Consider the following 19,847-nt stretch of genomic DNA (forward strand, 5'->3'; position numbering starts at 1 on the left):
ACGGGGCTGCCACAAAACGTCACCGGAAGAGGAATTCGTGAGCGCCACGGATACCACGTCGAGCCGTCAGGCTCGGATCGTCCTGATCATTACCGTCGTCGCCTCGGCGCTATTGGTTATCGATATCACTATCGTTTCCGTAGCGTTACCCGAGATCCAATCCGACCTCGGGGGCTCCCTGGCCGCCCTCCAGTGGATCATCATCGGTTACACCGTCACCTTCGGCGCCTTGCAGCAGGCGGCGGGGTCCCTGTCGGACCGGCTGGGGCGGCGTTCGATGTTCATGGGCGGCATCGCCCTGTTCACCCTCTCCTCGCTGACCTGCGGCATCGCACCCAACGTCATCGCGCTGGACGCCGCCCGCTGCGTTCAGGGCGTGGGCGCCGCCTTCGTTCTCGCCAACGCGATGCCGCTGATCGCACAGGTCTACGACGGACAGGCCCGCAACATGGCCATCGCGGTCTGGGGCACCACCCTGGGCGCCTGCGGTGCCGTCGCCCCGGTCATCGGCGGCCTCCTCGTCGACCTCACCGAGTGGCGCTATCTCTTCCTGATCAACGTGCCGATCGGTGCGGTCGCGCTCTTCCTGTGCCGCTCCCGGCTCCCCGCCGACCCGCCGCGCAGTTCCCTCGCCGGCATCGACTGGACCGGCGCCGGATTGCTCGTACTCACCCTCGGACTGGTCAACTTCGCACTCACCCGGGGCGAGGACCAGGGCTGGGGCTCCGCGGCGACCCTGGTCCAGCTCGGCGTGTCCGCCGTGCTCCTGACCGGCTTCCTGATCCTGGAGCGACGGGTCCCCTCCCCGACCCTCGATCTGGCGCTGTTCAAGGTGCCGACCTTCGTGGCGGCCGCTCTGATCGCGTTCTTCTCCCGCTTCGCCACCATCGGTGGCTCGGTGTACTACATCCTGTACTTCCAGAGCGCCCGGGGACTGAGCCCGCTGCAGACCGGCCTGATGATGATGGCCGTCTTCGCGCCCCAGCTCGGCATGGGCCTGGTCGCCGGCAAGCTCCAGGCCAAGTACTCCCCCTCGCACATCATCGGCGCGGGCTTCGGCATCCTCGCCCTCGGCGGGCTCGCCATGTCCTGGTCGTTCGACCTGGACCAGGCGATCTGGGCGGCCCTGCCCGGGCTGCTGCTGTGGGGTGTGGGAGGCGGCCTCGCGGGCAGCCCCTCCATGTCGCTCGCGGTCAATGTCGTGCCCAAGGAGCGCGCCGGCATGGCGTCCGGCGCGGTCAACAGCCTGTTCATGTTCGGGGCCGGCATCGGGGCCGCCGTCTTCGGCGTCCTGTTCCGCAGCCGGATCGAGGGCCGGGCGGGCCACGATCTGCGCACCGGTTCGGCCGACCACGACGCCGCGGTCTCCGCCGCCGCCCAGGGCGACATCTCCCGCGCCCTGGAGCACGTCCCCGGCGAACTCGCCGCCCAGGCGCGGCGCACGCTGGAGTCCGCCATCGCCGACGGCGCCTCGCACGTGATGATGTGGGCTGCGCTGGTCTGTATCGGCACGGCGGGCGTCGCACTCACCCTGGTCCGCAAGAAGGACCTGCTCAACGGTGCTCCCGAACCCGCCGAGAAGGAGGGCGAGGCAGCGCCGGAACCCGCCTGACCGAGGGTGAGGGGCGCCCCCGGCAGGGGTCGCCCCTCACCCTCGTCCCCACCGTTGCGCTCCCCCCTTGCCGTTGTCGACGCGTCGTGCGCCCGCACGCCAGGAGTCCGCGATGTCCCCGCAGCCCCCCTCTGCTCCACTGCGCCTGCTGGTCCTCGGAACCGGATTCGTCTCCGGCGCCGTGGCGGCCGAAGCCGTCGCCCGCGGCCACGACGTCACCTGTGCCGCCCGCGGCACCGGCGGCGGGCCCCCGCCGGGAGCGCGGCTCGTGCGCGCCGACCGGAACGCGCCGGACGGCCTCGCCCCGCTGCGCGGCCACACCTTCGACGCGGTCGTGGAGACCGCGACGCTCTCCCTGCCCTGGGTCGCGCGCGCTCCGCGCGACGTGCGGGCCGACCACTGGACGTTCATCTCCTCGATCAGCGTGTACGCCGACACCTACACCCGCGGCCAGACGGCCCGCACCGCGCGCCTGCGCCCCGCCCTTCCCGATGTCGGCCCCTACGACCCCGTCCGTGACCCCGAGCCCTCCCAGGCCGTCTACGGGGGCGTGAAACCCGCCTGCGAGCAGGCCGTTCGCGAGGCCACGTCGGACACGGCCTTCGTGGTCCACCCCGGTCTGATCGTCGGCCCCGGCGACGACGTCGGGCCGTTCGGCTACTGGCCGCTGCGGATGGCGCGCGGCCGAGCCACCGCCGTGCCCGCGGCCGACGACGCCGACGACGCGGTTCTGCCCGCCCAGTGCGTCGACGTACGGGATCTCGCCTCCTGGATCGTCGACCGGGCGGCGGCCCGGACGTCCGGCGTGTATGACGCGACAGGGCCCCCGGCATCCCTGGAGTCCCTGCTCCAGGAGGTCGCCGACGCCGTGGGGCACAGCGGCCTGGAACTCGTGCCCGTCCCCGAGCGCGTCTTGCGGGAGGCCGGGGTCCGGCCCTGGTCGGGCCGCCCCTCGATGCCCTTGTGGCCGCCCCGCGAGCTCTACGGTGCGCTCTCGCGGGACGTCATGTCGTCCTTCGAGGCCGGGCTGCGGATCAGGCCGGTCGCGGAGACGGCCGAAGCGGTGCTGCGGGACCGCCTCGGCCGCGGCGCGGGCACGCCTCCGGTGGCGGGCCTGACACCCGTGGAAGAGGCGTCGCTGTTGCGTCTCGCAGGGGCCTGACGGTCACCGAAACCACCCCGAAAGCCGCCTGTGCAACTGGAGTTGGACTCCACGATGCCATCCAGGGGTGGCATACATCCGGCCATCTCCGTTGATACGTTCGGCGCGTTTTTGACGCTTCGAGCATGTCAGGAGACGCCGTGGCAACGGCCGTGCCGCCCCTTCCCTCCGCAGCGAGACTCCTCTCGCCGACCGGTCTTCGCTTCGTCGCGGCGTTCGCCGTCTTCGCCTCCCACGCCTATCTGGCGATCTGGTTCGACGGGGTCTGGGAGGAGAACAGTCCGGCCATGATCGCGTTGATCACGGCGCGTTCCGGGGTCGGCTTCTTCTTCCTCCTCAGCGAATTCGTCCTGGCCTGGTCCGCGCGGCCCGGCGACAAGGCCGCGTCCTTCTGGCGACGGCGCGCGGCGAAGATCTATCCCGTGCACGCGGTGACCTGGTTCGCCGCTCTCGTCATGATCAACTGGACCGGAGGCCAGGCCGCCGCCCGGCAGGCCGTCCCCAACCTGCTCCTCGTCCAGTCCTGGAGCCCCACGTTCGACGTCTACGACAGCGTCAACGGGGTCTCCTGATCGCTGTCCTGCGAGGCCTTCTTCTACCTCGCCTTCCCGCTGCTCATCCACCTGGTCCGGCGCATACCTGCCCGCTTGCTGTGGGCGTGTGCCAGCGCCGCGGCCCTGTCCGTGATCGCGGCCCCCCCTGATCGCGACGGTCGCCTTCCCCTCCGAGCCCACGTTCTTCTCGTTCCCGGTGACGCTGCACCAGTACTGGTTCGTCTACGTGCTCCCGCTCAGCCGGCTCCTCGAGTTCGTGCTCGGCATCCTGCTCGCCCGGGCGGTGCTGGAGGGCACCCGGGTGGCGGTGCGTTTCCGGCACGCGCTGCCCGCGCTCGCGCTCGGCTACCCCCTCGCGCTCCAGGTGCCTTTCCTCTACGCGATATCCGCGGTCCTCGTCATCCCGATGGCGCTGCTCGTGCTGGCGGGTGCGGGGGCCGACATCAGGGGTTCGGCATCGCTGGTGCGGACTCGTCCGATGGTGTGGCTCGGCGACGTCTCCTTCGCCTTCTCCATGGTCCATATGCTGGTGCTGACCCATACCTATCGCCTGATCGACGAGGCGCACACGGCTTCCGGTGCGGTGCGGGCCGCTTCCGCCGTGCTCATCTTCGGGCTCTCCCTGCTGGCGGCGTGGGCGGTGAGCGTCCTGGTGGAGCGGCCCGCGACGCGGCACTGGGGGTCGGGGCGGCCGCCCGCACGCCCGAGGACCGGGGCGCCCCTCGAGGAGAAGCCGGTGGGCCCCTGAACCGTACGAACACGGTTCAGGGGCTGAGGGTGGACCGCCCCGACGGGGGATTTACCGGGGCAGTCCGGTCCAGGGGTCAACCGACCGGTGATTCCTTGCGCAGCACGGCACCGTGCGGCTCCTCGCAGTGCTGGTCGGCATCGGCCGCGTCGGCGATCCGCTCCGGAGCGTGGTCCACCTCCAGCGTGGCGTGCGTGATGCCGTGGTCCTCGCGCAGCCGGCCCCGGATCTTCTTGCGCACCGAGTGGCAGTCGCCGCCGGGCTCCACGAGGACGTGGGCGGAGAGCGCGGGCTGGCCCGAGGTGATCACCCAGATGTGCAGGTCGTGCACCTCGACCGCACCGTCGTGGCCGACCATGCCGCTGCCCACGGCACCGGGGTCGAGGTCGGCGGGTGCGGCCTCCAGGAAGATCCTTCCCGAGGCCCGGACCAGCGAGACTCCCGACCGGACCATGGGCACGACCACGATCATGGAGGCGATGGAGTCGGCCCTGGCGAAGCCGGTCGTCATGACGACAGCGCCGGAGACGGCTGTCGCGATGAAGCCGTAGAGGTCAGTGAGGATGTGCTGGAAAGCACCCTCGACGTTGAGCGAGGACCGGTTGGCCTTCGGCATGCACCAAGCCGCGACGAGGTTCACCGCCACACCCGCGAGCGCGGTCACCAGCACCAGGGTCCCGCCGACCTCGGGCGGGTCGAAGAGGCGCTCGATACTTTCGTACGTCAGCCAGGCCGAGAGCAGCAGCAGGGTGAGCCCGTTGACCTGGGCCGAGAGGATCTCCGCGCGCTTCAGGCCGTAGGTGTAGCGGCCTCGAACCGGCCGGCTCGCGAGCCTCATCGCCCACAGGGCGAGGGCGATGGCCCCCGCGTCGGAGAGCATGTGCGCCGCGTCCGCCAGCAGGGCCATCGACTGCGCGGCGAACGCGACGACGATCTCCACCGCCATGTAGCCGACGATCAGCGCGAGGGAGAGGGATAACCACCGGCGGTCGGCGTCCGGCGCCACCCCGTGACTGTGGCCCGCGTGGCCGTGACCGTGGCTGTGGCCGCCGTGACCATGCCCCGCATGGCTGTGTACGTGTCCTCCGCCTCCCCCGCACGCAGGTCGCGCATGTGCGGATGGGCGTGGTCATGATGGTCACCGCTTCGCTTCGCCACGTCGCCGTCGGCATGCTGATGCCGATGATTCATCGAATTCCCATCGCTCTACGAGGCACACGGGCCAGGGAAGTAAAGCGCTTAATTCTCGGCACTTCGAATATCACAATGAAGACGGTTATCAATTACCGAATTCATTCGGGATGAAAACCGATATCAAGCTCGTGGACCCCCCAGATGCATCCGCCATGCAGAATAGGAAGCCGCGCGCAAGGGCGAGAAGCGGACGTTCGACGCCCGGGCGTCATTCCCCGTGCTTGGCCGTGTACGCGCGAGCGATCTCCAATTGCTCCCGCTCCATCCACTCGGCCGCCACCAGCACCCCCGGAAGAGCCTCGCGCTCCACCGTCAGGGCACGGAACAACCGGGATACGGTCACATCGTGAGGCGGGCGGTGCACGACCTCGATCTCGTCGCCCGCGCACAGCTCACCGGGCTCGATGACGCGCAGCATGACGCCCGGGGACGCCTCCTGTGTGAAGCGCGGCAGCCATCGCCGCTCCCCCAGCCATGCCCCGAACGTACGGCAAGGAAGGCGGCCGCCGGTCACTTCGAGCACGACCTTCCGACCGAGGCGCCAGCGCTCACCGACCAAGGCGTCGCGCAGCCCGACGCCGAGCGTGGTGAGATTCTCGCCGAACGACCCGTGGGTGAGCTGACGCCCCAACTCCCTCTCCCAGCCGTCCAGATCCTCGCGCGCGAACGCGTAGACGGCCCGGTCGTCGCCGCCATGGAACCGCAGGTCACCTACCGCGTCGCCGGACAGCCCGCTCGCACCGACGCCCGCCGGTCCGGGGCGCGTGACCCGGACCGGGCCCTCCACGGGGCGCTTGTCGATGCCCGTGGTCCCCGACGGGGCGTTGGTGTAGTCGACGGCCCGCGAGACCCCGACGTTGACGCTCAAGATCTTCACGCCGCCGCATCGTACGTCCGCGCGACACCGGAAGGGAGTCCGCGCGGACATCCTGGCCGGCACTCGATGTCGAGGCGAGGTGGCTTCCCGTGAGCGCCTTCCTCATCCACACGCCTACGGCGGTAGGCCACCACCAGGGCGGCCAGGGCACCGGCGCCCGCGACTACGCCGAAGAAGAGCGTCACCAGGTCGAAGAGGATCTTCGCGTCGATACGGCGCTGGGGCTTGAGCCCGGCTGCTCAGCGTGCCCGTGCGACGGTCAGCGCGCCGTGGCGGCCCGTTCCGACCAGCACGTCGACCACGAGCCCGGTGTGCATCCATCCCTGACGGAGGGAGCCGTGCTCTCCGCGCGAGCGGAGGTGTGCCGTAGCCCGTCACAACGGTGGGTAGGGCGTTCTCACGCCCGGAAGGTCAGCCCGGGCGGGGCTCATTCGACATCGGGACTCGTCGGTGAGCACCAGCCGGAGCCGGCCGATGCGGAGCTTCCCGGCTTCGGCAAGGGTGGCTCGGTGGTCAGCCGGACGAGTCCGGCGCGCGGGTTCTGCCGCACCCGGTATCGCTTCAGCGACTTCGTCCGGGACCGGTTCCCGGCATCCAGGCAGCAAATGACCACCATCACCTGACTGGCCATCAGAAACGTCAGCAAGAGGTCAGCATCGGTCCGATTGAGCCCTGACACGCAAGCTCAAACACGAGACTCGACGCACCTCCTCCCGAATCCAGTAGCCCCCCGAGCACCCTGCACCAAGACGGAATGCGGATCGGGGCCCAGCATGGCGGCCGCCGGTGGAAGCACGACCAGACCGTCTATAGGTTTCCGCAGGTCAGCGCACTCGTCCACGTGGCTTCAGCGGGGTCGTGGGCAGTTCCGGGGCGGGCAGGCGGGCACCGTCGTAGCCCTGCACCTCGCCGAACCGCGAGCCCGTCTCCCAGTCGTTTCGCGCCTGCACGATCTCCTCACCGGATCGGGCGATGAAGTTCCAGAACATCACGAGCTCCTCCTCGAACGGCTCGCCGCCCAGGAGCATCAGACCGGCGTCGGAGACGGCGCGCAGGGGCAGTTCGGTGCGGCCGCAGCCGAGGTAGAGCATCGAGCCGGGCAGCACGGGGACGCCGTCCACCTCGGCCTCGCCCGACATCGACAGGACCGCGTACTCGAAGTCGGGGTCCAGAGGCAGGCGGGCCTGGGCCCCGGCGGTCAGGGTCACGTCGGCGCCGACGATCGGGGTGTACGCGGTGCCGGGCGAGGCGGTCCCGTCCAGTTCGCCCAGGATGACGGTGGCGGCGAGGCCGGGGGCGGTGACGACGGGCAGGTCCGTGTGGTGCTGGAAGTGCGGCTCGACAGCGCGGTGCGCATCAGGGAGGGCCACCCAGAGCTGCGCTCCGTGCAGCAGCCGGGCGTGGCCCTTCGGGCTCTCCTCGGAGTGGCTGATTGCACGGCCCGAGGTCACCAGGCCCAGCTCGCGGGGGCGCACCGTCTGGAGGCTGCCGAGGCTGTCCCGGTGGAGGACCTCCCCGTCGTGCAGCCAGCTGACGGTCTGGAGGCCCATGTGGGGGTGGGGCGGGACCTGCATTCCGGGCTCGTCGGCGATGTCGTCGGGTCCGTAGTGGTCGACGAAGGCCCAGGCGCCGACCATGCGCCGGCCGAGGTTGGGCAGCAGCCGGCGGACCTCGGTGCTCTCGCCGAGCTGGACACGGCGGGGGGCGAGAAGCTCACGGACGGGCTCGGCGACGACGAAGCCGCGTCCTCCGCAGACGGAGGGCGTTGCCTGGCGATCGAGATTGCTCATGGCGCTCAACCTATTCCCGTGGGGGCGTGGGGCACCGGGGTCCCACGCCAGAACTTTAGTGGAATGTTCAACCATTGTGTGGTGTTGTCACGGGCGAACGTACGACGGGGCGGTCCGCAGGCGGGCCGCACCACACGAAGGAGGACACGTGAGCGAGACCGAGACCTACTACGAGTTCGGCACCGCCGCCGACCGGTGGGACCGGGCGCAGATGTTCTTCGAGGCCAAGGAGTACCTGACGGCCGCGCGGATCCTGGCCGGACTGGTCGAGGAAGTGCCGGAGCAGGTCGCGCCGCGGCTGCTGCTGGCCCGCTCCTACTACCACTCCGCCCGGCTGGGCAAGGCGGAGAAGGAACTGCGGACCGTTCTGGAGCTCGACCCGGTGGAGAGCTACGCGCGCCTCATGCTGGGCCGGACGCTGGAGCGCCAGGGGCGGAGCGCCGACGCGACACCGCACCTGCGGATGGCCGCCGCCCTCACCGGCGACTTCGGCCCAGGAGCCACCCGCTCCTGAGCCCGCCACCCCGATCCACCTGCCGGGCCCGCACCCTTCGGTGCGGGCCCGGTCTCCTTTACCCGCCGGTACGGACATCGGACAATGAGATCTCCAAGACCAAGGGGGTGGGGAGATGCACGGATCCAGGAGTGCCGCATTACGCCGGGCGCGGTCGGCCGCCCTCATCGGGCTCGCGATGGTGGCCTCGGCCGGCTGCTCGGGCGGCAGCGACGGTGAGGGCGGCTGGAAGAACGACGAAGGGGCGGAGCAGACCGCCCGCCCGCCGGGGGCCCACAGCTGGACCAGCAGACCGTGCGACCTCCTCTCCGGCGCCGCACCTGCCGAGGGCTTCACCCTCGGCAGCTCCACCGACTCCGCCTCCCCCGACGCCCGGGAGGACATCGGCGAGAACGGTACGCGGCCGCTCTACCGCCGGACCGGCTGCCTCACGGACCTCAAGGCCCCGGACGGCACGTTCTGGAAGCTCAGCACCATGGCCCGGGTGTACGAGAACACCGGGCCCGCCCGCCACTCCTACCGCGTCAAGGAGGATCTCGACCGTGCCCACGGGCGCGGACCCGAGAAGATCCATGACACCGCCTACGCGTTACCGGAGGACGACCAGGGCCGTCCCGGCCGCACCCTCCGCCTGTGGAACGGCGACCTCGTGCTCACGGTGTCCGCGTACGCACCGCACGGCAGCACGGAAGACGACGTACAGAAGGACCTGGAACGCATCGTCGGCAACGCGGCGCGCCGCACCGAGGACGGCCTGCGCGATCACGACGCCTCCTCCCCCGCGCCGCGGTGACCTCCGTCGTCCGGTTCGGCGCCGCGGATCAGACGTCCGGCCGGGCGTTCGCCACCCGGTCGAGCCACTCCTTCATCAGCGCCGCCTCGGCGGTGCTCAGGCCCGCCCCGTGCTCCTTCCGCAGCAGAGCGCTCAACCGGGCCGCCGCCGTGGGCACTTCGGCGGCCGGCGGCGCGCCGGACGGCACGCTCGGCGACATCTCCGGCGAAACGTCCGGTGTGAGTACCGTCGCGTACAGCGCGTCACGCACCCGTCGGGACACCTCGATGTCGTCGAACGTCGCGGGGCGGGACACCAGCATCAGTGCCACCCCCACATTGGCCGACATGATCATCTGGGCGGCGAGCTCGGGCGCGACGCGTATCCGGCCCCGAACGGCGGCCCGTTCGAGGTCCCCGGTCAGGATCCGGTGGGACTCCAGCGCCGCGGCGGGCGGTGTGCGCATCGCCGGCGAGTTCATCAGCCGGTAGAGGTTGCGGTTGTCGAGGGCGAAGGCGACGTGGCTGTCCCACCCACGGCGCAGGTCCTCCACGGGGTCCGTCGTCTCGCCGCGCTCCCTCTTCGTCGCCAGGTACTTCTCGAAGCCGTGGTCGACGACGGCCGACAGCAGGCCTTCCTTGTCGCCGAAGTGGCGGTAGAGGGCCGGAGCGCCCACCTTCGCCGCCTCGCACACGGCGCGCGTGGAGATATCGCCGTCGGGCGATTCCCTGACCAGAGTGGCGGCCACTTCCAGGATGCGTGTGCGGGTGCTCGTACTCACCGGACGGACGCTATCAAGCGGCACGGCGGCGGTCAGACGATGCCGCCGTTGGCCCGCAGCACCTGGCCGTTGACCCAGCGGGCCGGGCCGGCGAGGAAGGAGACCACCTCGGCTATGTCCTGCGGGGTACCCAGCCGCTCCAGCGGCGGCTGGGCGGCCATCCGTGCGACGGTCTCCTCGTCCTTGCCGTCCAGGAACAGGGCGGTGGCGGTCGGCCCCGGCGCGACGGCGTTGACGGTGATGTCGCGGCCGCGCAGCTCGCGGGCGAGGATCAGGGTCATGGCCTCGACGGCGCCCTTGGTCGCGGCATAGGCGGTGTAGCCGGGCAGCGCCAGCGACAGCACCGAGCTGGAGAAGTTGATGATGGCCCCGCCCTCGCGCAACCGCCGAGCGGCCTGCTGGTCGACGACGAACGTGCCCCGGATGTTGGTGCGGTGCATCCGGTCGAGCGTGTCGAGTTCGAGCTCGGCCAGCGGCGCGAGCGCTATGACCCCCGCCGCGTGCACCACCACGTCGACGCCGCCGAACGTCTTCTCGGCGGCGTCGAAGAGCGCCGCGACGGCGACCTCGTCGGCCACGTCCGCCTGCTGGGCGAAGGCCTCACCACCCGCGGCCGTGACGGCGGCGACGGCGGCCTCCGCCTCGGTCCGCTTGCCCGCGTAGTTGACGACGACCGCGAAGCCGTCGGCGGCGAGCCGTTCGGCGCTCTCGCGGCCGATGCCCCGGGAACCCCCGGTGACCACGGCCACCCGACGAGGGGCGTCACCGGCGCGTGCGGCCGGCGCGGAGGACGCGGATGCAGGTGCCGGCGTCGATACGGACGTCGATGCGGATGTGGACTGTTCGGTCATGGCGGTGCTCCTGGCGACTGGGGTCGCGGCGGTCCCGTGAAACCCGGCGAGATCAACGCTAACATCATCGCGATAGCGACGATACCCCATGGTCGTAGCAACGCTATGAACATCGCTACCCTTCTTTCGCCCGGCCCGCACACGACGGAACCCGCCGGGCAGGCCCCGGCGGGTTCCGTCGTGTGCGTCAGTGCGATCCGCTCAGTTCACCGCACTCGCCGTGCGGGGCGTCGCGGCGCGGGCCACGGGCGTCAGGAGACGTTCGGTGAGGTGGCCGAAGACCACGCCGAAGACGCTCCACAGCGTCGTCTGGACCGCGAGCGTCGAGAGCCGGAACTCCCACAGCAGAGTCGCCGGGAAGTCCTTGCCCACCTCGTCGAAGGAGGGCAGGAAGGCGTAGGAGAGGCCGATCAGCAGAACGAAGCCTGCGACGGCCACGACGGTGGCGTTCCAGTTGCCCAGGCGGGGAGCGAGCCATTTGCCGATGATGACGGCGGCGACGGCCAGCAGCACACTGAGGGCGACCATCAGGAAGAACAGAGTGGTGCGCTTGCCGATGGTGTCGGGGTTGCCGACGGCGGGCGGGTTCGCCGGGTACTTCAGGAACGGCACGACATAGACCGTGAGCAGGGCGGCGCCCGCGATCAGCGCGGCCGTGGCCCGGGGGCCGAAGTTGCCGATGCGGCCCAGCGCGTAACAGAACACGAGGGCGGCGATCCCGCCCACGGCGACGCCGAAGACCAGGACGCCGGTGGCGAGTCCGCCGGTCGCCTGCATGGTGCGGCTGACCAACTCCTCGCCGCCGCCGTGGTCGTGGCTGTGGGCCTCTTCGAGGGCGATGGCCGCGTCCACCTGGGACTCACCGAGGAAGTAGGCGACGGCGAGCGCCAGCGCGCCCGCGATCAGGCCCGCGAGCATGCCGCGCACGAGCAGAGCTCTGACAGATATGGAGTTCACGATGGTTTCCTGGTTTCTCTTGCTTCCCGTGTCCGCTGATTTCCTGCCGCTTCAGGTGTCGCAGGTGCCTCAGTGGCAGGGGAAGCCGAGCAGGTGGCGGCCGTCGTGGACCCACTCGTGGACGCCTTCGCCCGAGATGAGCGCAGTGGCACCCTGTTCGGCGCCGACGAAGTACAGCAGGACGAGCATGAGAATGCCGAAGAAGACCGCCCACGGGGCAATGGCCTTCGCCGAGATCGGAGTGATCGCGGATGTTCCGGTTGCGGGAACGGCGGACTGTGCCATCGCAGTACCTCCTGTGGGAACACGCGTCCCTGTCGTGGTGCTTCGGACGAAGGTGCCGGGTCTGACTCACCCGCAAGGATGCGGGTTCACAGTGGCGCGACCGTGCCGGATTCTCACCGGACTTCCGTCACACCCTCGTCATGGTCGACGTGACCATACCGCCTGTACACAGGCGCCGCCATGGTCCAATCTGCGGAGCCGGGGAGCACGGATCCCTTGGGACTGCAGGGCTTTGGGGCCCATGGTGAAGGAGTGACGGCAGGAACATGACAGTACGGGTGATGTTGATCTCACCGGCGGTGAACGCGGCACTGCGGGAGGCCCGCTTCGACGGCGACGCTCCCCTGGACCGGTCCGGCCGGGAGCGCGCGCGGGCCGCGGCCGGCGCGGTGCCGAAAGCCGGGCTCGCACTGAGCGGCCCCTCCGAGCGGTGCCGCGAGACCACCGCTGCGCTCGGCCTGGCGGCGCGGGCACGGACCGAACCGGCCCTGGCCGGCTGGGACCTGGCGCGCTGGGCCGGCCGCCGTCTCGACGAGGTGGCCGCCGCCGAGCCCGCGCAGGTGGCCGCCTGGCTCGGCGACCCCGCGGCGGCGCCGCACGGCGGCGAGTCGCTGCACGACCTGGTCGGGAGGACCGGGCGGTGGCTGGACTTCCTCGGCGGACCGGACGCACCCGGCACGAGCTTCCTGGCGGTGGCCGAGGCCGCCGTGGTCCGGGCGGCGGTCGTCCATGGTCTGCGGCTGCCCGCGGAGGCGTTCTGGCGGCTGGACGTCGCCCCGCTGACGCTGACCGGACTCAGCGGCCGGTCGGGCCGGTGGAACGTGGGACTGGGCCGCCCCCTGACCGCTCCCCCGGCCGACTGAGCGTCACGCCGCGTCGCCGCCCCAGCAGACCGGCCGGCCGGCCGAACGTCACACCGCGCTGCTGTCCCGCCAGTCGGGCCGGACCAGCACGGCCGTGGCGACGATGCCGTCCTCGATCCGCCAGAGCCCGTGCAGCGTCGTCGGCAGCGCCGGGTCGGTGAGCAGCAGCCGGGCGTCGAAGGAGCCCTCGGCGGCCACACCGCCCTGAGGACCGTTGCCGCTGCCCGGTCCATCGGTCCGTCGGAACGTCAGGTCGGCCTCGGTGAAGTCGAGTTCGAGGCCCGTGACCGGATACCAGGTCTTGAAAACGCTCTCCTTGGCGCTGAACAGGACCCGGTCCCAGTGGATTTCGCCCGCGTCGTCTTCGTCCGAGCCCTCCGGAGCGGGCGGACCGATCCGCTCGCGTTCGGCGGGCAGCGTCACCAACTCCCGTACGCCGCTGGGGAGCGGGGCGTGCGGTTCCGCGTCGATGCCCAGCGACAGCACGTCCTGCGCACGGGCCAGCGCGGCCGCCCGGTACCCGTCGCAGTGGGTGAGGCTGCCGACGATTCCCCCGGGCCACAGCGGTCGTCCCCGGTGCCCGTGGAGCACGGCCACCGGCGGCAGGCCGAGTCCGGCCATGGCCCGCCGGGCGCAGGCACGGGCCGTCGCGAAGTCGTTCCGGCGTTTGGCCACGCTCTTGGCCATCAGCGCCTCCTCCTCCGGGAAGAGGGTTCCGTCCGGGACGCTCTCCGCGCGGGTCGCCGCACAGGAGACGTCGGCGGGGAGCAGCAGCTCGATCACGAGGTGCCTCCGGGGGTGCGCGGTCGTGCGGACGGTTCGGCGCCGGTCCGGGCCGGTGGGGTGGAGTCGCCCTCGTACGGGAGGATCTGCCGCAGCAGACCGCGCGGGTGCCCCCTCTCGCGCCATTCCCTGGGGTAGCCGATGGAGACCTCCTCGAAGCGCACCCCGTCGTACCAGGTCGTCCGGGGGATGTGGAGGTGTCCGTAGACGACGGCGGTGACGTTGAAGCGGCGGTGCCAGTCGGCGGTCAGTTCGGTGCCGCACCACTGCGCGAACTCCGGGTACCACATCACCGACGTGGGTTCCCGCACCAGCGGCCAGTGCCCGGCCAGGACGAGGGGTATCTCGGAGTCGTGCTCCGCGAGCCGGCGTTCGGTCGCGGCGACCCGGGCACGGCACCAGTCGTCCCGGGTCGGATAGGGGTCCGGGTGGAGGAGGTACTCGTCGTTGCAGACGATGCCGGACTCGTGCGCGACGGCGAGCGACTCCTCCTTCGTGTGCGTTCCCGGGGCGCGGAAGGTGTAGTCGTACAGAAGGAAGAGCGGTGCGATCGCCACCGGTCCGTCCGGGCCCGGCCAGAGCGGGAAGGGGTCTTCCGGAGTCGTCACCCCGAGCTCCCGGCACAGCTCGACGAGGTGGTCGTAGCGGGCCTGGCCGCGGAGCTGGACCGGGTCCTTGTTCAGGGTCCACAGCTCGTGGTTGCCGGGGGTCCAGATCACATGGGCGAAGCGTTCGGCGAGCAGTGCGAGCGCCCACCGGATGTCCTCGGGCTGCTCCGCCACGTCGCCGGCGACGATCAGCCAGTCCGCGTCGGTCGTCGGGTGCAGGGACTCCACGAGGGGCCGGTTGTCGGTGACCGCGGCGTGCAGGTCGCTCACGGCCAGCAGCCGGCCCGCGCCCTGCTGTCGGTGTCCGTCGCCGGGGGCGGGAACGGCGGCGGGAGCACCGTGCGGTGCGGAGTCGCTCGGAGGAGGCATGGGCAGCTGGTTCCTGATCTGTCGGCGGTCGTCCGGCTCCGTCCGCACGGTGGGAGCCCTTGGGTACGTAGCGTCTCACGCTCCCCTCGCGGTTCCCCCGGGGTTTCGGAGGGTGGGCACGTCGGCCGCGGCGGGACGTCGGCCGAGGACGTGGGGTCAGTCGGCGTCCGCCCGGCGGGAGTTCAGTTCGTTCACCGCGCCGAGTGCGTCGCCGACCGTCGTGTAGTCGACGGCGATGAAGGTGACCGGACTGCCGCGCTCCGCCTCGCAGGCGCGGGTCCGCTCCAGGACCCAGTCCCGGGCGTTGACACGGCCGGCGTCCAGGCGGCTGCCGCCCGCGTTCGTGATGAAGTGGTTGAGGAGGAAGAGCTGCTTGCCGGTGCCGCCCCGGTGCGGCGCGCAGGTCATCTCGGAGGGGTTCCGGAAGGCGAACGGGGTCTCCATCCCGTACCGGTAGAAGTTGCGGTACCAGGGCGCCGGCCCGTCGGCCTTCTCGGCGAACAACACCAGCCGGCGGCCGCTGTCGATCATCTCCCCCAGCGTCGGCCACGGAGCGTCCGGGTCCGCCGCGGGGGTGTGCAGGAGGTCGTCCAGGCCGGCGGCGCGGAACGCCTTCTCGGTGTCCTCGGGGCTGATGTCGTCCTGGACGATGAGCGTCACGATCTCGGTGGGGTGGGCGCGCAGCCAGTCGCCGATGTCCTCCAGGGCCGGGACCAGTTCGATGGCCCCGGCGCGGCAGACTCCGTGGCAGAGCCACAGGCCCTCGCGCGGCGGGTTGACCTTGTCGATGGCACCGGAGATCAGGCGGCGCTGCTCGGGGGTGAACTCCGGGGAGTCGAGGCGCTCGGCGATGTCCTGCGGGCTCTCCCAGCGGTACGTGTCGATCTGGAGGGCCCGGACGCCGGTGTTGAGCTGGGCGGGGATGTCGGGGTCCTGGAGGGGGCCGATGAACCGGTCGGCCGTGGTGGACATGGCGTTGTGCGAGGTCAGATAGGCGGCTTCGTCGTAGCGCAGTTCGCACAGGCGGCTGCTGCCCAGGCACTGGCGGGGTGCGGACGGGCCGAACACGGGCGGCACGACCAGTACGCCGGCGAGTGCGGCGCAGGCCACGCCCGCCGCCGTCGTACGGACCGCCGTCGGGGTCGGCATCCGGCTCGGGCGCACGAGCAGCGCCCAGCCCACGCCCGTGAGGAGCACGCCGCCGACGAGGGCCGCGAGGGCGGCGCCCAGCCCGGTGGCCGTCATCTGGTCCACGGCGTTGCGCTGGAGGTCGTCGACGAGCGCGGTGACGCTCGGGGCCCAGGAGGACGGGACGGCGAGAAGGCGTCCCCCGGTGATCAGCCGGGCCAGCAGCACGGTCACGGCGGTCAGGACGCCCGCGCAGGCGAGCGCCTGTCCCAGCCGCATCAGCCGGCGGGCCGGGGCGGCGGGGCCGGTGAACCAGAGCGTCGCGAGAGCGGCCAGGGCCAGGGTGACGGCGAGGACCTGGAGCAGGGTCAGCAGCCGGACGTAGTCGCGGGCCTCCTCCAGGGCCGTGAGGTCGTTCCCGGCGGTCAGGGCGCCGGTGAGGTCCCACGTACCGTCCTGGAGGGTGGTACGCAGGTCGGCCACCGCGCTCCGCGAGCTGTCGGAGAGCGCGGCGGCCGCGGTGGCCGCCAGCGCGGTCGACACGTCCCCCTCCCCCAGGGCCACCTCGATCTCGGGGCGCAGCGCCGTCCGTTCCTGCTCGGGTACGGCCGTGAGAAGGGCGTCGGCGGCGCGGTCCGCCTGTTCCTCGGTGAGCGGCAGCGCGGGCAGCTCGGGGGCCCGGCCCTCCTTGAGGGCGTCGAGCGCGGTGGCGAGGTCGGCGGTGAACCGTTCGAAGTCCGGCTGGTCGCCGCCCTGGACGTTGGCCACGAGGTCGCCGAAGTAGACCTGTGCGAGGTCGGCGAGGTTCTCCAGCACCGGGGCCAGGTCGACGGTCAGCCGGAGCTCGTCGCGGTCGCCGCGCAGATAGCCGGTCACCTCCTCGATCTGCTGGTCGGTCAGGGCCCGGACCGTGGCGGGCGGCAGTACCACCTTGATGTTCGACGTCACCAGCGCCTCGGGCACGGGCAGGTGCGCGAGCAGGTCGCGGGTGACGGGTGAGATCTCCGGGTCGACGAGCACCTCGCTGTAGAGGCGGTCGTAGGCCGACTCCTCGTCCAGCACCGCCTGGTAGAAGCCGGGTGAGGCGACCGTGGACCGGATGGTCGCGGTCAGGGCGACCGTGCTGACGCACAGGACGGCCAGCAGGAAGGCGAGCACCGGCACGAGACGGCCGGACCGGCGCGGGGACGCGGGGTCCCGGAGGGGCCGGAGCGGGTTCGTGGTCGGTTCGACGCTCACCCACCCAGCCTATGCGGAATATCAGCTTTTATGCATGAATGATGATATTCAGGAGCTGAGGAGCCCGCTGTGCACTCCGTCCACCTGGCCGTGCTGATGACGAGTCACGACCGCCGCGCCCGGACCCTGTCCGCGCTGCGCGCCCTGGAGGAGCAGCGCGGGCTCCCCGCCGGGACGACGCTGGGCGTGCATCTCGTGGACACCGGCAGCACCGACGGTACGCCGGAGGCGGTCCGGATGCGGCATCCGTCGGTGGAGGTCATGTCGGTGGGCGCGGACGTCCCCCACAACCAGGCACTGCGCATCGCGAGCCGCAACAGCCGCAGCGGTGGCGGGGGCGGCGGTCCGCTCGGCGCGACGCCGGGCGGGCCGAGCCATCCGTGGACGCATCAGCTGTGGCTCGACGACGGGGTCGACCTCTTCCCGCACGCCTTGGTGACGCTGGTGCGCACGGCGGAAGCGGCCGGGCCCGAGGCGGTCGTCGTCGGTGCGGTGCGGAACGCGTACGGGGACACCGTGTACTCCGGGCGGCGGGGCCGGTCCCTGACGCTCGTCGAGCCCGGCGAGCACCGGCCGGAGCCCTGCGACACGTACGACGGACGGGTGGTCCTGGTGTCCCGTGCCGTGTACGACCTCGTCGGCGATCCCGACAAGGTCTTCCGCCACCGGATGGGCGACTACGACCACGGCTGCCGCGCGCGGCGGGCCGGGGTGAGCGCGTTCGTCGCCCCGGGACACGCCGGTGAGTGTGTGGGCGGACCGGTCGCTCCCGGCTCCCGGGAGCCGGGGATCGGGGTCCGGGAGGCGCTGCGCCGGGTGACCTCCGGGCGGGAGCTGCCGCCGCACCAGTGGTGGGTGTACTGCCTGCGGCACACCTGGCCGTGGGCGCCGTATCTGATGGTCTCCCCGTACGCGCGCACGGCGGCCCGCGCCACCCTCGGCAGGCTGCGGGGGTGAGCGCGGGCCGGGCGGCGTCAGCTGCGCTCGGCGGCGACCTGTGCGGCGGAGCGGCCGGTGGGTGCGGGCGGCGACGGCACGGTGGGGTGCCCTTCGGCGGTCCTGGCGGTGGCCTTGCCGGGTGCGGGGGCGGCCGTGCCGGAGGCGGGCGTGCCCCTTCCGGAGGTGGGGGCCGAGATGCCCGGCGCCGCGGGTCCGGTCGATGCCGAGGGGATCGCGGCGTCGGTGGTGTGCGCCGTCGTACGCCGGGCGACGGTACGGGATGGGGTCGCGCGGGTCGAGGTCGCGCGGGGCGGGGCGTACGCCGGAATCCTCAGCAGCGCGAACACCGCGGCCGCCGATCCGGCCGGCGGCAGGAGCAGGAACGCGGGGTGCAGCAGCTCCGCGTGGACCAGCGTCCCGGTGGCCACGGGCACGGCCGCCCAGAGGGCCAGCAGGATCACCGTGCCCGGCACGGTGACGCGGACCCGGCGCAGGCGGTGCGCGATGTGGTCGTCCGTGTCGCGCAGCGGGGAACGTGCGGCGCGGCGGCGGGAGATCAGGACCAGGGCGGTGTCGGCGAGGGCGACCGTCGCCAGGGTGGGCAGCGCGGCCCACGCGGCGCGGCCCGACGGGGCGGCCGCCTGGATCAGCGCGCCGGACGCGGCCAGCGCGAATCCGGTGAACTGCGCGCCGGACGCGCCGAGCCGGAGGCGGGCGGGGTGCCAGTTGTGGAGCAGGAAGCCGGCGAGGCCCGCCGCGAGCGCGGCCGGGAGCAGGGCGAGAGCGGCGCTGCCGTCGATGACGGCGCAGGCGAGCAGTCCGGCGGCGGTGACCACGCCGACGGTGGTCAACAGCCCGTCGGCGTGGTCGAGCAGGGCGAACGCGTTGGTGACGAGGACGATCCAGAGCACCGCCAGGACGCCCGCCGCCGGTGACAGTCCGGCGAGGCAGACGACGAGGATCGCGGCGGCCGTCTGCACGGCGAGGCGGAGGGCGGCCCACAGTGGTTTCAGGTCGTGGACGAGGCCGAGAGCGGCCACGGTCCCGGCTCCGGCGAGCAGCCCCGCGACCGAGCCCGCCGAGTCGTCCGCCACGCCGAGCCAGAGGGCCCCGCCGGCCGCCGTACCGACGCCGAGCACGGCCGCCGCACCGCCGATCCTGCGCAGCGCCCCGCCGCGTGGCGCACGCCCGCCCGGTTCGTCCGGGACATGGGGGCGGAGCGCCGCGCGGCGGGCGCTCTTGGCGAGTGCGACCGTGATGAACAGCGCGGCCACACCGGAGGCGATGATCCCCAGCACGTTCACCTGCCCTGCCTTTCCTCGTTCATGACCTGCGGCGCGGGGTGCCGGACGGCCGGTGGAACGACGGCCGCCCGGTCCCCGGCCGGTGGTGGGTCGGGGGACGCGGGACGCCACCCGGGTGGCGTGTCTCCCCAACCTACGGGCCGATGTCCCCATTCACCCTAAATAACACGAAAAGGGTGATGCATTGTTCTGCCGCCGGGGTGTGGTGCGGCAGGCGTCGGCCGAGCGGTGTCCGTCAAAGGCCGCTCGAATCATCCGAGTTACCAGCCGACGTGGACGGATGGGCCGTCAGCCCGCGATGTGGCCGTCGGCGTTGCGCTCGGCGGCCGCGTGCCACCAGCGGGGCGGCGAGGGACCGGCGACCACTGCGGTGGGCTGGTCCGGGTGCAGGCCCAGGCCGCGCAGCTCGTCCGCGGCGACCCGGATGACGTACCGGCCGTGCCAGTGTCCGTCCGCGCCGATGGCGCAGAGGAGATCGCAGTGGATCCGGTGCCCGGCGAAGGGCATCCAGTCGATG

Annotated in this window: 21 protein-coding genes and 1 riboswitch; of the genes, 9 read left to right on the forward strand and 12 right to left on the reverse strand. The window is 71.9% G+C overall.

Annotated features, from left to right (window positions below; translation table 11 throughout):
* Window positions 1-37: 37 nt before the first annotated feature.
* The 4 genes from AC0VY3_RS19605 (at window position 38) to AC0VY3_RS19620 (ending at window position 4,076) form a co-directional block, all read left to right on the forward strand.
* A complete protein-coding gene (locus AC0VY3_RS19605) occupies window positions 38-1,612 on the forward strand; it encodes an MFS transporter (RefSeq protein ID WP_475550156.1) in 1,575 nt (524 codons plus the stop codon).
* Window positions 1,613-1,724: 112 nt separating this feature from the next.
* Window positions 1,725-2,774 (forward strand): Rossmann-fold NAD(P)-binding domain-containing protein, encoded by a 1,050-nt coding sequence (locus tag AC0VY3_RS19610; RefSeq protein WP_475550157.1) that lies wholly within the window; start codon window positions 1,725-1,727, stop codon window positions 2,772-2,774.
* A gap of 125 nt (window positions 2,775-2,899) precedes the next feature.
* Window positions 2,900-3,346 carry an acyltransferase family protein gene (locus tag AC0VY3_RS19615; RefSeq protein ID WP_475550158.1) on the forward strand — a complete coding sequence of 149 codons (447 nt, stop codon included), beginning with the start codon at window positions 2,900-2,902 and terminating at the stop codon, window positions 3,344-3,346.
* A 178-nt stretch (window positions 3,347-3,524) separates the two neighbouring features.
* A complete protein-coding gene (locus AC0VY3_RS19620) occupies window positions 3,525-4,076 on the forward strand; it encodes an acyltransferase family protein (RefSeq protein ID WP_258047365.1) in 552 nt (183 codons plus the stop codon).
* A 76-nt stretch (window positions 4,077-4,152) separates the two neighbouring features.
* On the opposite strand, the gene AC0VY3_RS19625 is transcribed toward AC0VY3_RS19620, so the two are convergent.
* Entirely contained in the window at window positions 4,153-5,082 is a 930-nt protein-coding gene (locus AC0VY3_RS19625) for a cation diffusion facilitator family transporter (RefSeq protein ID WP_475550159.1), read from the reverse strand.
* A gap of 396 nt (window positions 5,083-5,478) precedes the next feature.
* The gene (locus tag AC0VY3_RS19630) at window positions 5,479-6,147 is read right to left on the reverse strand and encodes an MOSC domain-containing protein (RefSeq protein WP_103511885.1); all 669 of its coding nucleotides are present in this window, start codon (window positions 6,145-6,147) and stop codon (window positions 5,479-5,481) included.
* An 89-nt stretch (window positions 6,148-6,236) separates the two neighbouring features.
* Here AC0VY3_RS19630 and AC0VY3_RS19635 point away from each other — a divergent pair, with 89 nt between their 5' ends.
* Complete coding sequence (locus AC0VY3_RS19635) at window positions 6,237-6,770, forward strand: hypothetical protein (protein ID WP_475550160.1); 534 nt, start codon at window positions 6,237-6,239, stop codon at window positions 6,768-6,770.
* A gap of 201 nt (window positions 6,771-6,971) precedes the next feature.
* Here AC0VY3_RS19635 and AC0VY3_RS19640 read toward each other — a convergent pair whose 3' ends face one another.
* Window positions 6,972-7,937 (reverse strand): pirin family protein, encoded by a 966-nt coding sequence (locus tag AC0VY3_RS19640; protein ID WP_475550161.1) that lies wholly within the window; start codon window positions 7,935-7,937, stop codon window positions 6,972-6,974.
* Window positions 7,938-8,085: 148 nt separating this feature from the next.
* Here AC0VY3_RS19640 and AC0VY3_RS19645 point away from each other — a divergent pair, with 148 nt between their 5' ends.
* Both AC0VY3_RS19645 and AC0VY3_RS19650 read left to right on the forward strand, forming a co-directional pair.
* Window positions 8,086-8,451, forward strand: a complete 366-nt coding sequence (locus AC0VY3_RS19645) for a tetratricopeptide repeat protein (RefSeq protein WP_030081759.1) — start codon at window positions 8,086-8,088, stop codon at window positions 8,449-8,451.
* Between the two features lie 115 nt (window positions 8,452-8,566).
* Complete coding sequence (locus AC0VY3_RS19650) at window positions 8,567-9,244, forward strand: hypothetical protein (protein ID WP_103511883.1); 678 nt, start codon at window positions 8,567-8,569, stop codon at window positions 9,242-9,244.
* A gap of 28 nt (window positions 9,245-9,272) precedes the next feature.
* On the opposite strand, the gene AC0VY3_RS19655 is transcribed toward AC0VY3_RS19650, so the two are convergent.
* The 4 genes from AC0VY3_RS19655 to AC0VY3_RS19670 all read right to left on the reverse strand — a co-directional run bounded on the left by AC0VY3_RS19655 (window position 9,273) and on the right by AC0VY3_RS19670 (window position 12,097).
* Window positions 9,273-10,004, reverse strand: coding sequence for a TetR/AcrR family transcriptional regulator (locus AC0VY3_RS19655; protein WP_242739145.1), 732 nt, complete (start codon window positions 10,002-10,004; stop codon window positions 9,273-9,275).
* 32 nt (window positions 10,005-10,036) lie between these two features.
* Window positions 10,037-10,855, reverse strand: a complete 819-nt coding sequence (locus AC0VY3_RS19660) for an SDR family oxidoreductase (protein WP_219821370.1) — start codon at window positions 10,853-10,855, stop codon at window positions 10,037-10,039.
* A 201-nt stretch (window positions 10,856-11,056) separates the two neighbouring features.
* Window positions 11,057-11,812 (reverse strand): CbtA family protein, encoded by a 756-nt coding sequence (locus AC0VY3_RS19665; protein ID WP_103511880.1) that lies wholly within the window; start codon window positions 11,810-11,812, stop codon window positions 11,057-11,059.
* Between the two features lie 69 nt (window positions 11,813-11,881).
* The gene (locus AC0VY3_RS19670; RefSeq protein WP_030633715.1) at window positions 11,882-12,097 is read right to left on the reverse strand and encodes a CbtB domain-containing protein; all 216 of its coding nucleotides are present in this window, start codon (window positions 12,095-12,097) and stop codon (window positions 11,882-11,884) included.
* Between the two features lie 15 nt (window positions 12,098-12,112).
* Window positions 12,113-12,250: riboswitch (adenosylcobalamin (AdoCbl) riboswitch) on the reverse strand.
* A gap of 113 nt (window positions 12,251-12,363) precedes the next feature.
* On the opposite strand from AC0VY3_RS19670, the gene AC0VY3_RS19675 reads away from it, so the two are divergent.
* On the forward strand, window positions 12,364-12,960 hold the full coding sequence (locus AC0VY3_RS19675) for a histidine phosphatase family protein (RefSeq protein WP_475550162.1): 597 nt from the start codon (window positions 12,364-12,366) through the stop codon (window positions 12,958-12,960).
* A 48-nt stretch (window positions 12,961-13,008) separates the two neighbouring features.
* On the opposite strand, the gene AC0VY3_RS19680 is transcribed toward AC0VY3_RS19675, so the two are convergent.
* The 3 genes from AC0VY3_RS19680 to AC0VY3_RS19690 all read right to left on the reverse strand — a co-directional run bounded on the left by AC0VY3_RS19680 (window position 13,009) and on the right by AC0VY3_RS19690 (window position 17,087).
* Window positions 13,009-13,743 carry a 4'-phosphopantetheinyl transferase family protein gene (locus tag AC0VY3_RS19680; RefSeq protein ID WP_103510900.1) on the reverse strand — a complete coding sequence of 245 codons (735 nt, stop codon included), beginning with the start codon at window positions 13,741-13,743 and terminating at the stop codon, window positions 13,009-13,011.
* Window positions 13,740-14,720, reverse strand: a complete 981-nt coding sequence (locus AC0VY3_RS19685; RefSeq protein WP_103510899.1) for a metallophosphoesterase family protein — start codon at window positions 14,718-14,720, stop codon at window positions 13,740-13,742. The genes AC0VY3_RS19680 and AC0VY3_RS19685 overlap by 4 nt, the downstream gene beginning before the upstream one ends.
* Before the next feature lie 156 nt (window positions 14,721-14,876).
* Window positions 14,877-17,087 carry a phosphoinositide-specific phospholipase C-related protein gene (locus tag AC0VY3_RS19690; protein WP_475550163.1) on the reverse strand — a complete coding sequence of 737 codons (2,211 nt, stop codon included), beginning with the start codon at window positions 17,085-17,087 and terminating at the stop codon, window positions 14,877-14,879.
* Window positions 17,088-17,156: 69 nt separating this feature from the next.
* Between AC0VY3_RS19690 and AC0VY3_RS19695 the strand changes: the two genes are divergently transcribed.
* Entirely contained in the window at window positions 17,157-18,044 is an 888-nt protein-coding gene (locus AC0VY3_RS19695; protein WP_103510897.1) for a glycosyltransferase family 2 protein, read from the forward strand.
* Window positions 18,045-18,061: 17 nt separating this feature from the next.
* Here AC0VY3_RS19695 and AC0VY3_RS19700 read toward each other — a convergent pair whose 3' ends face one another.
* Window positions 18,062-19,330, reverse strand: coding sequence for an MraY family glycosyltransferase (locus AC0VY3_RS19700; RefSeq protein ID WP_475550164.1), 1,269 nt, complete (start codon window positions 19,328-19,330; stop codon window positions 18,062-18,064).
* 288 nt (window positions 19,331-19,618) lie between these two features.
* The gene (locus AC0VY3_RS19705) at window positions 19,619-19,837 is read right to left on the reverse strand and encodes a hypothetical protein (RefSeq protein ID WP_103510895.1); all 219 of its coding nucleotides are present in this window, start codon (window positions 19,835-19,837) and stop codon (window positions 19,619-19,621) included.
* Window positions 19,838-19,847 lie beyond the last annotated feature (10 nt).

Source organism: Streptomyces sp. iso_384, from assembly GCF_056172905.1.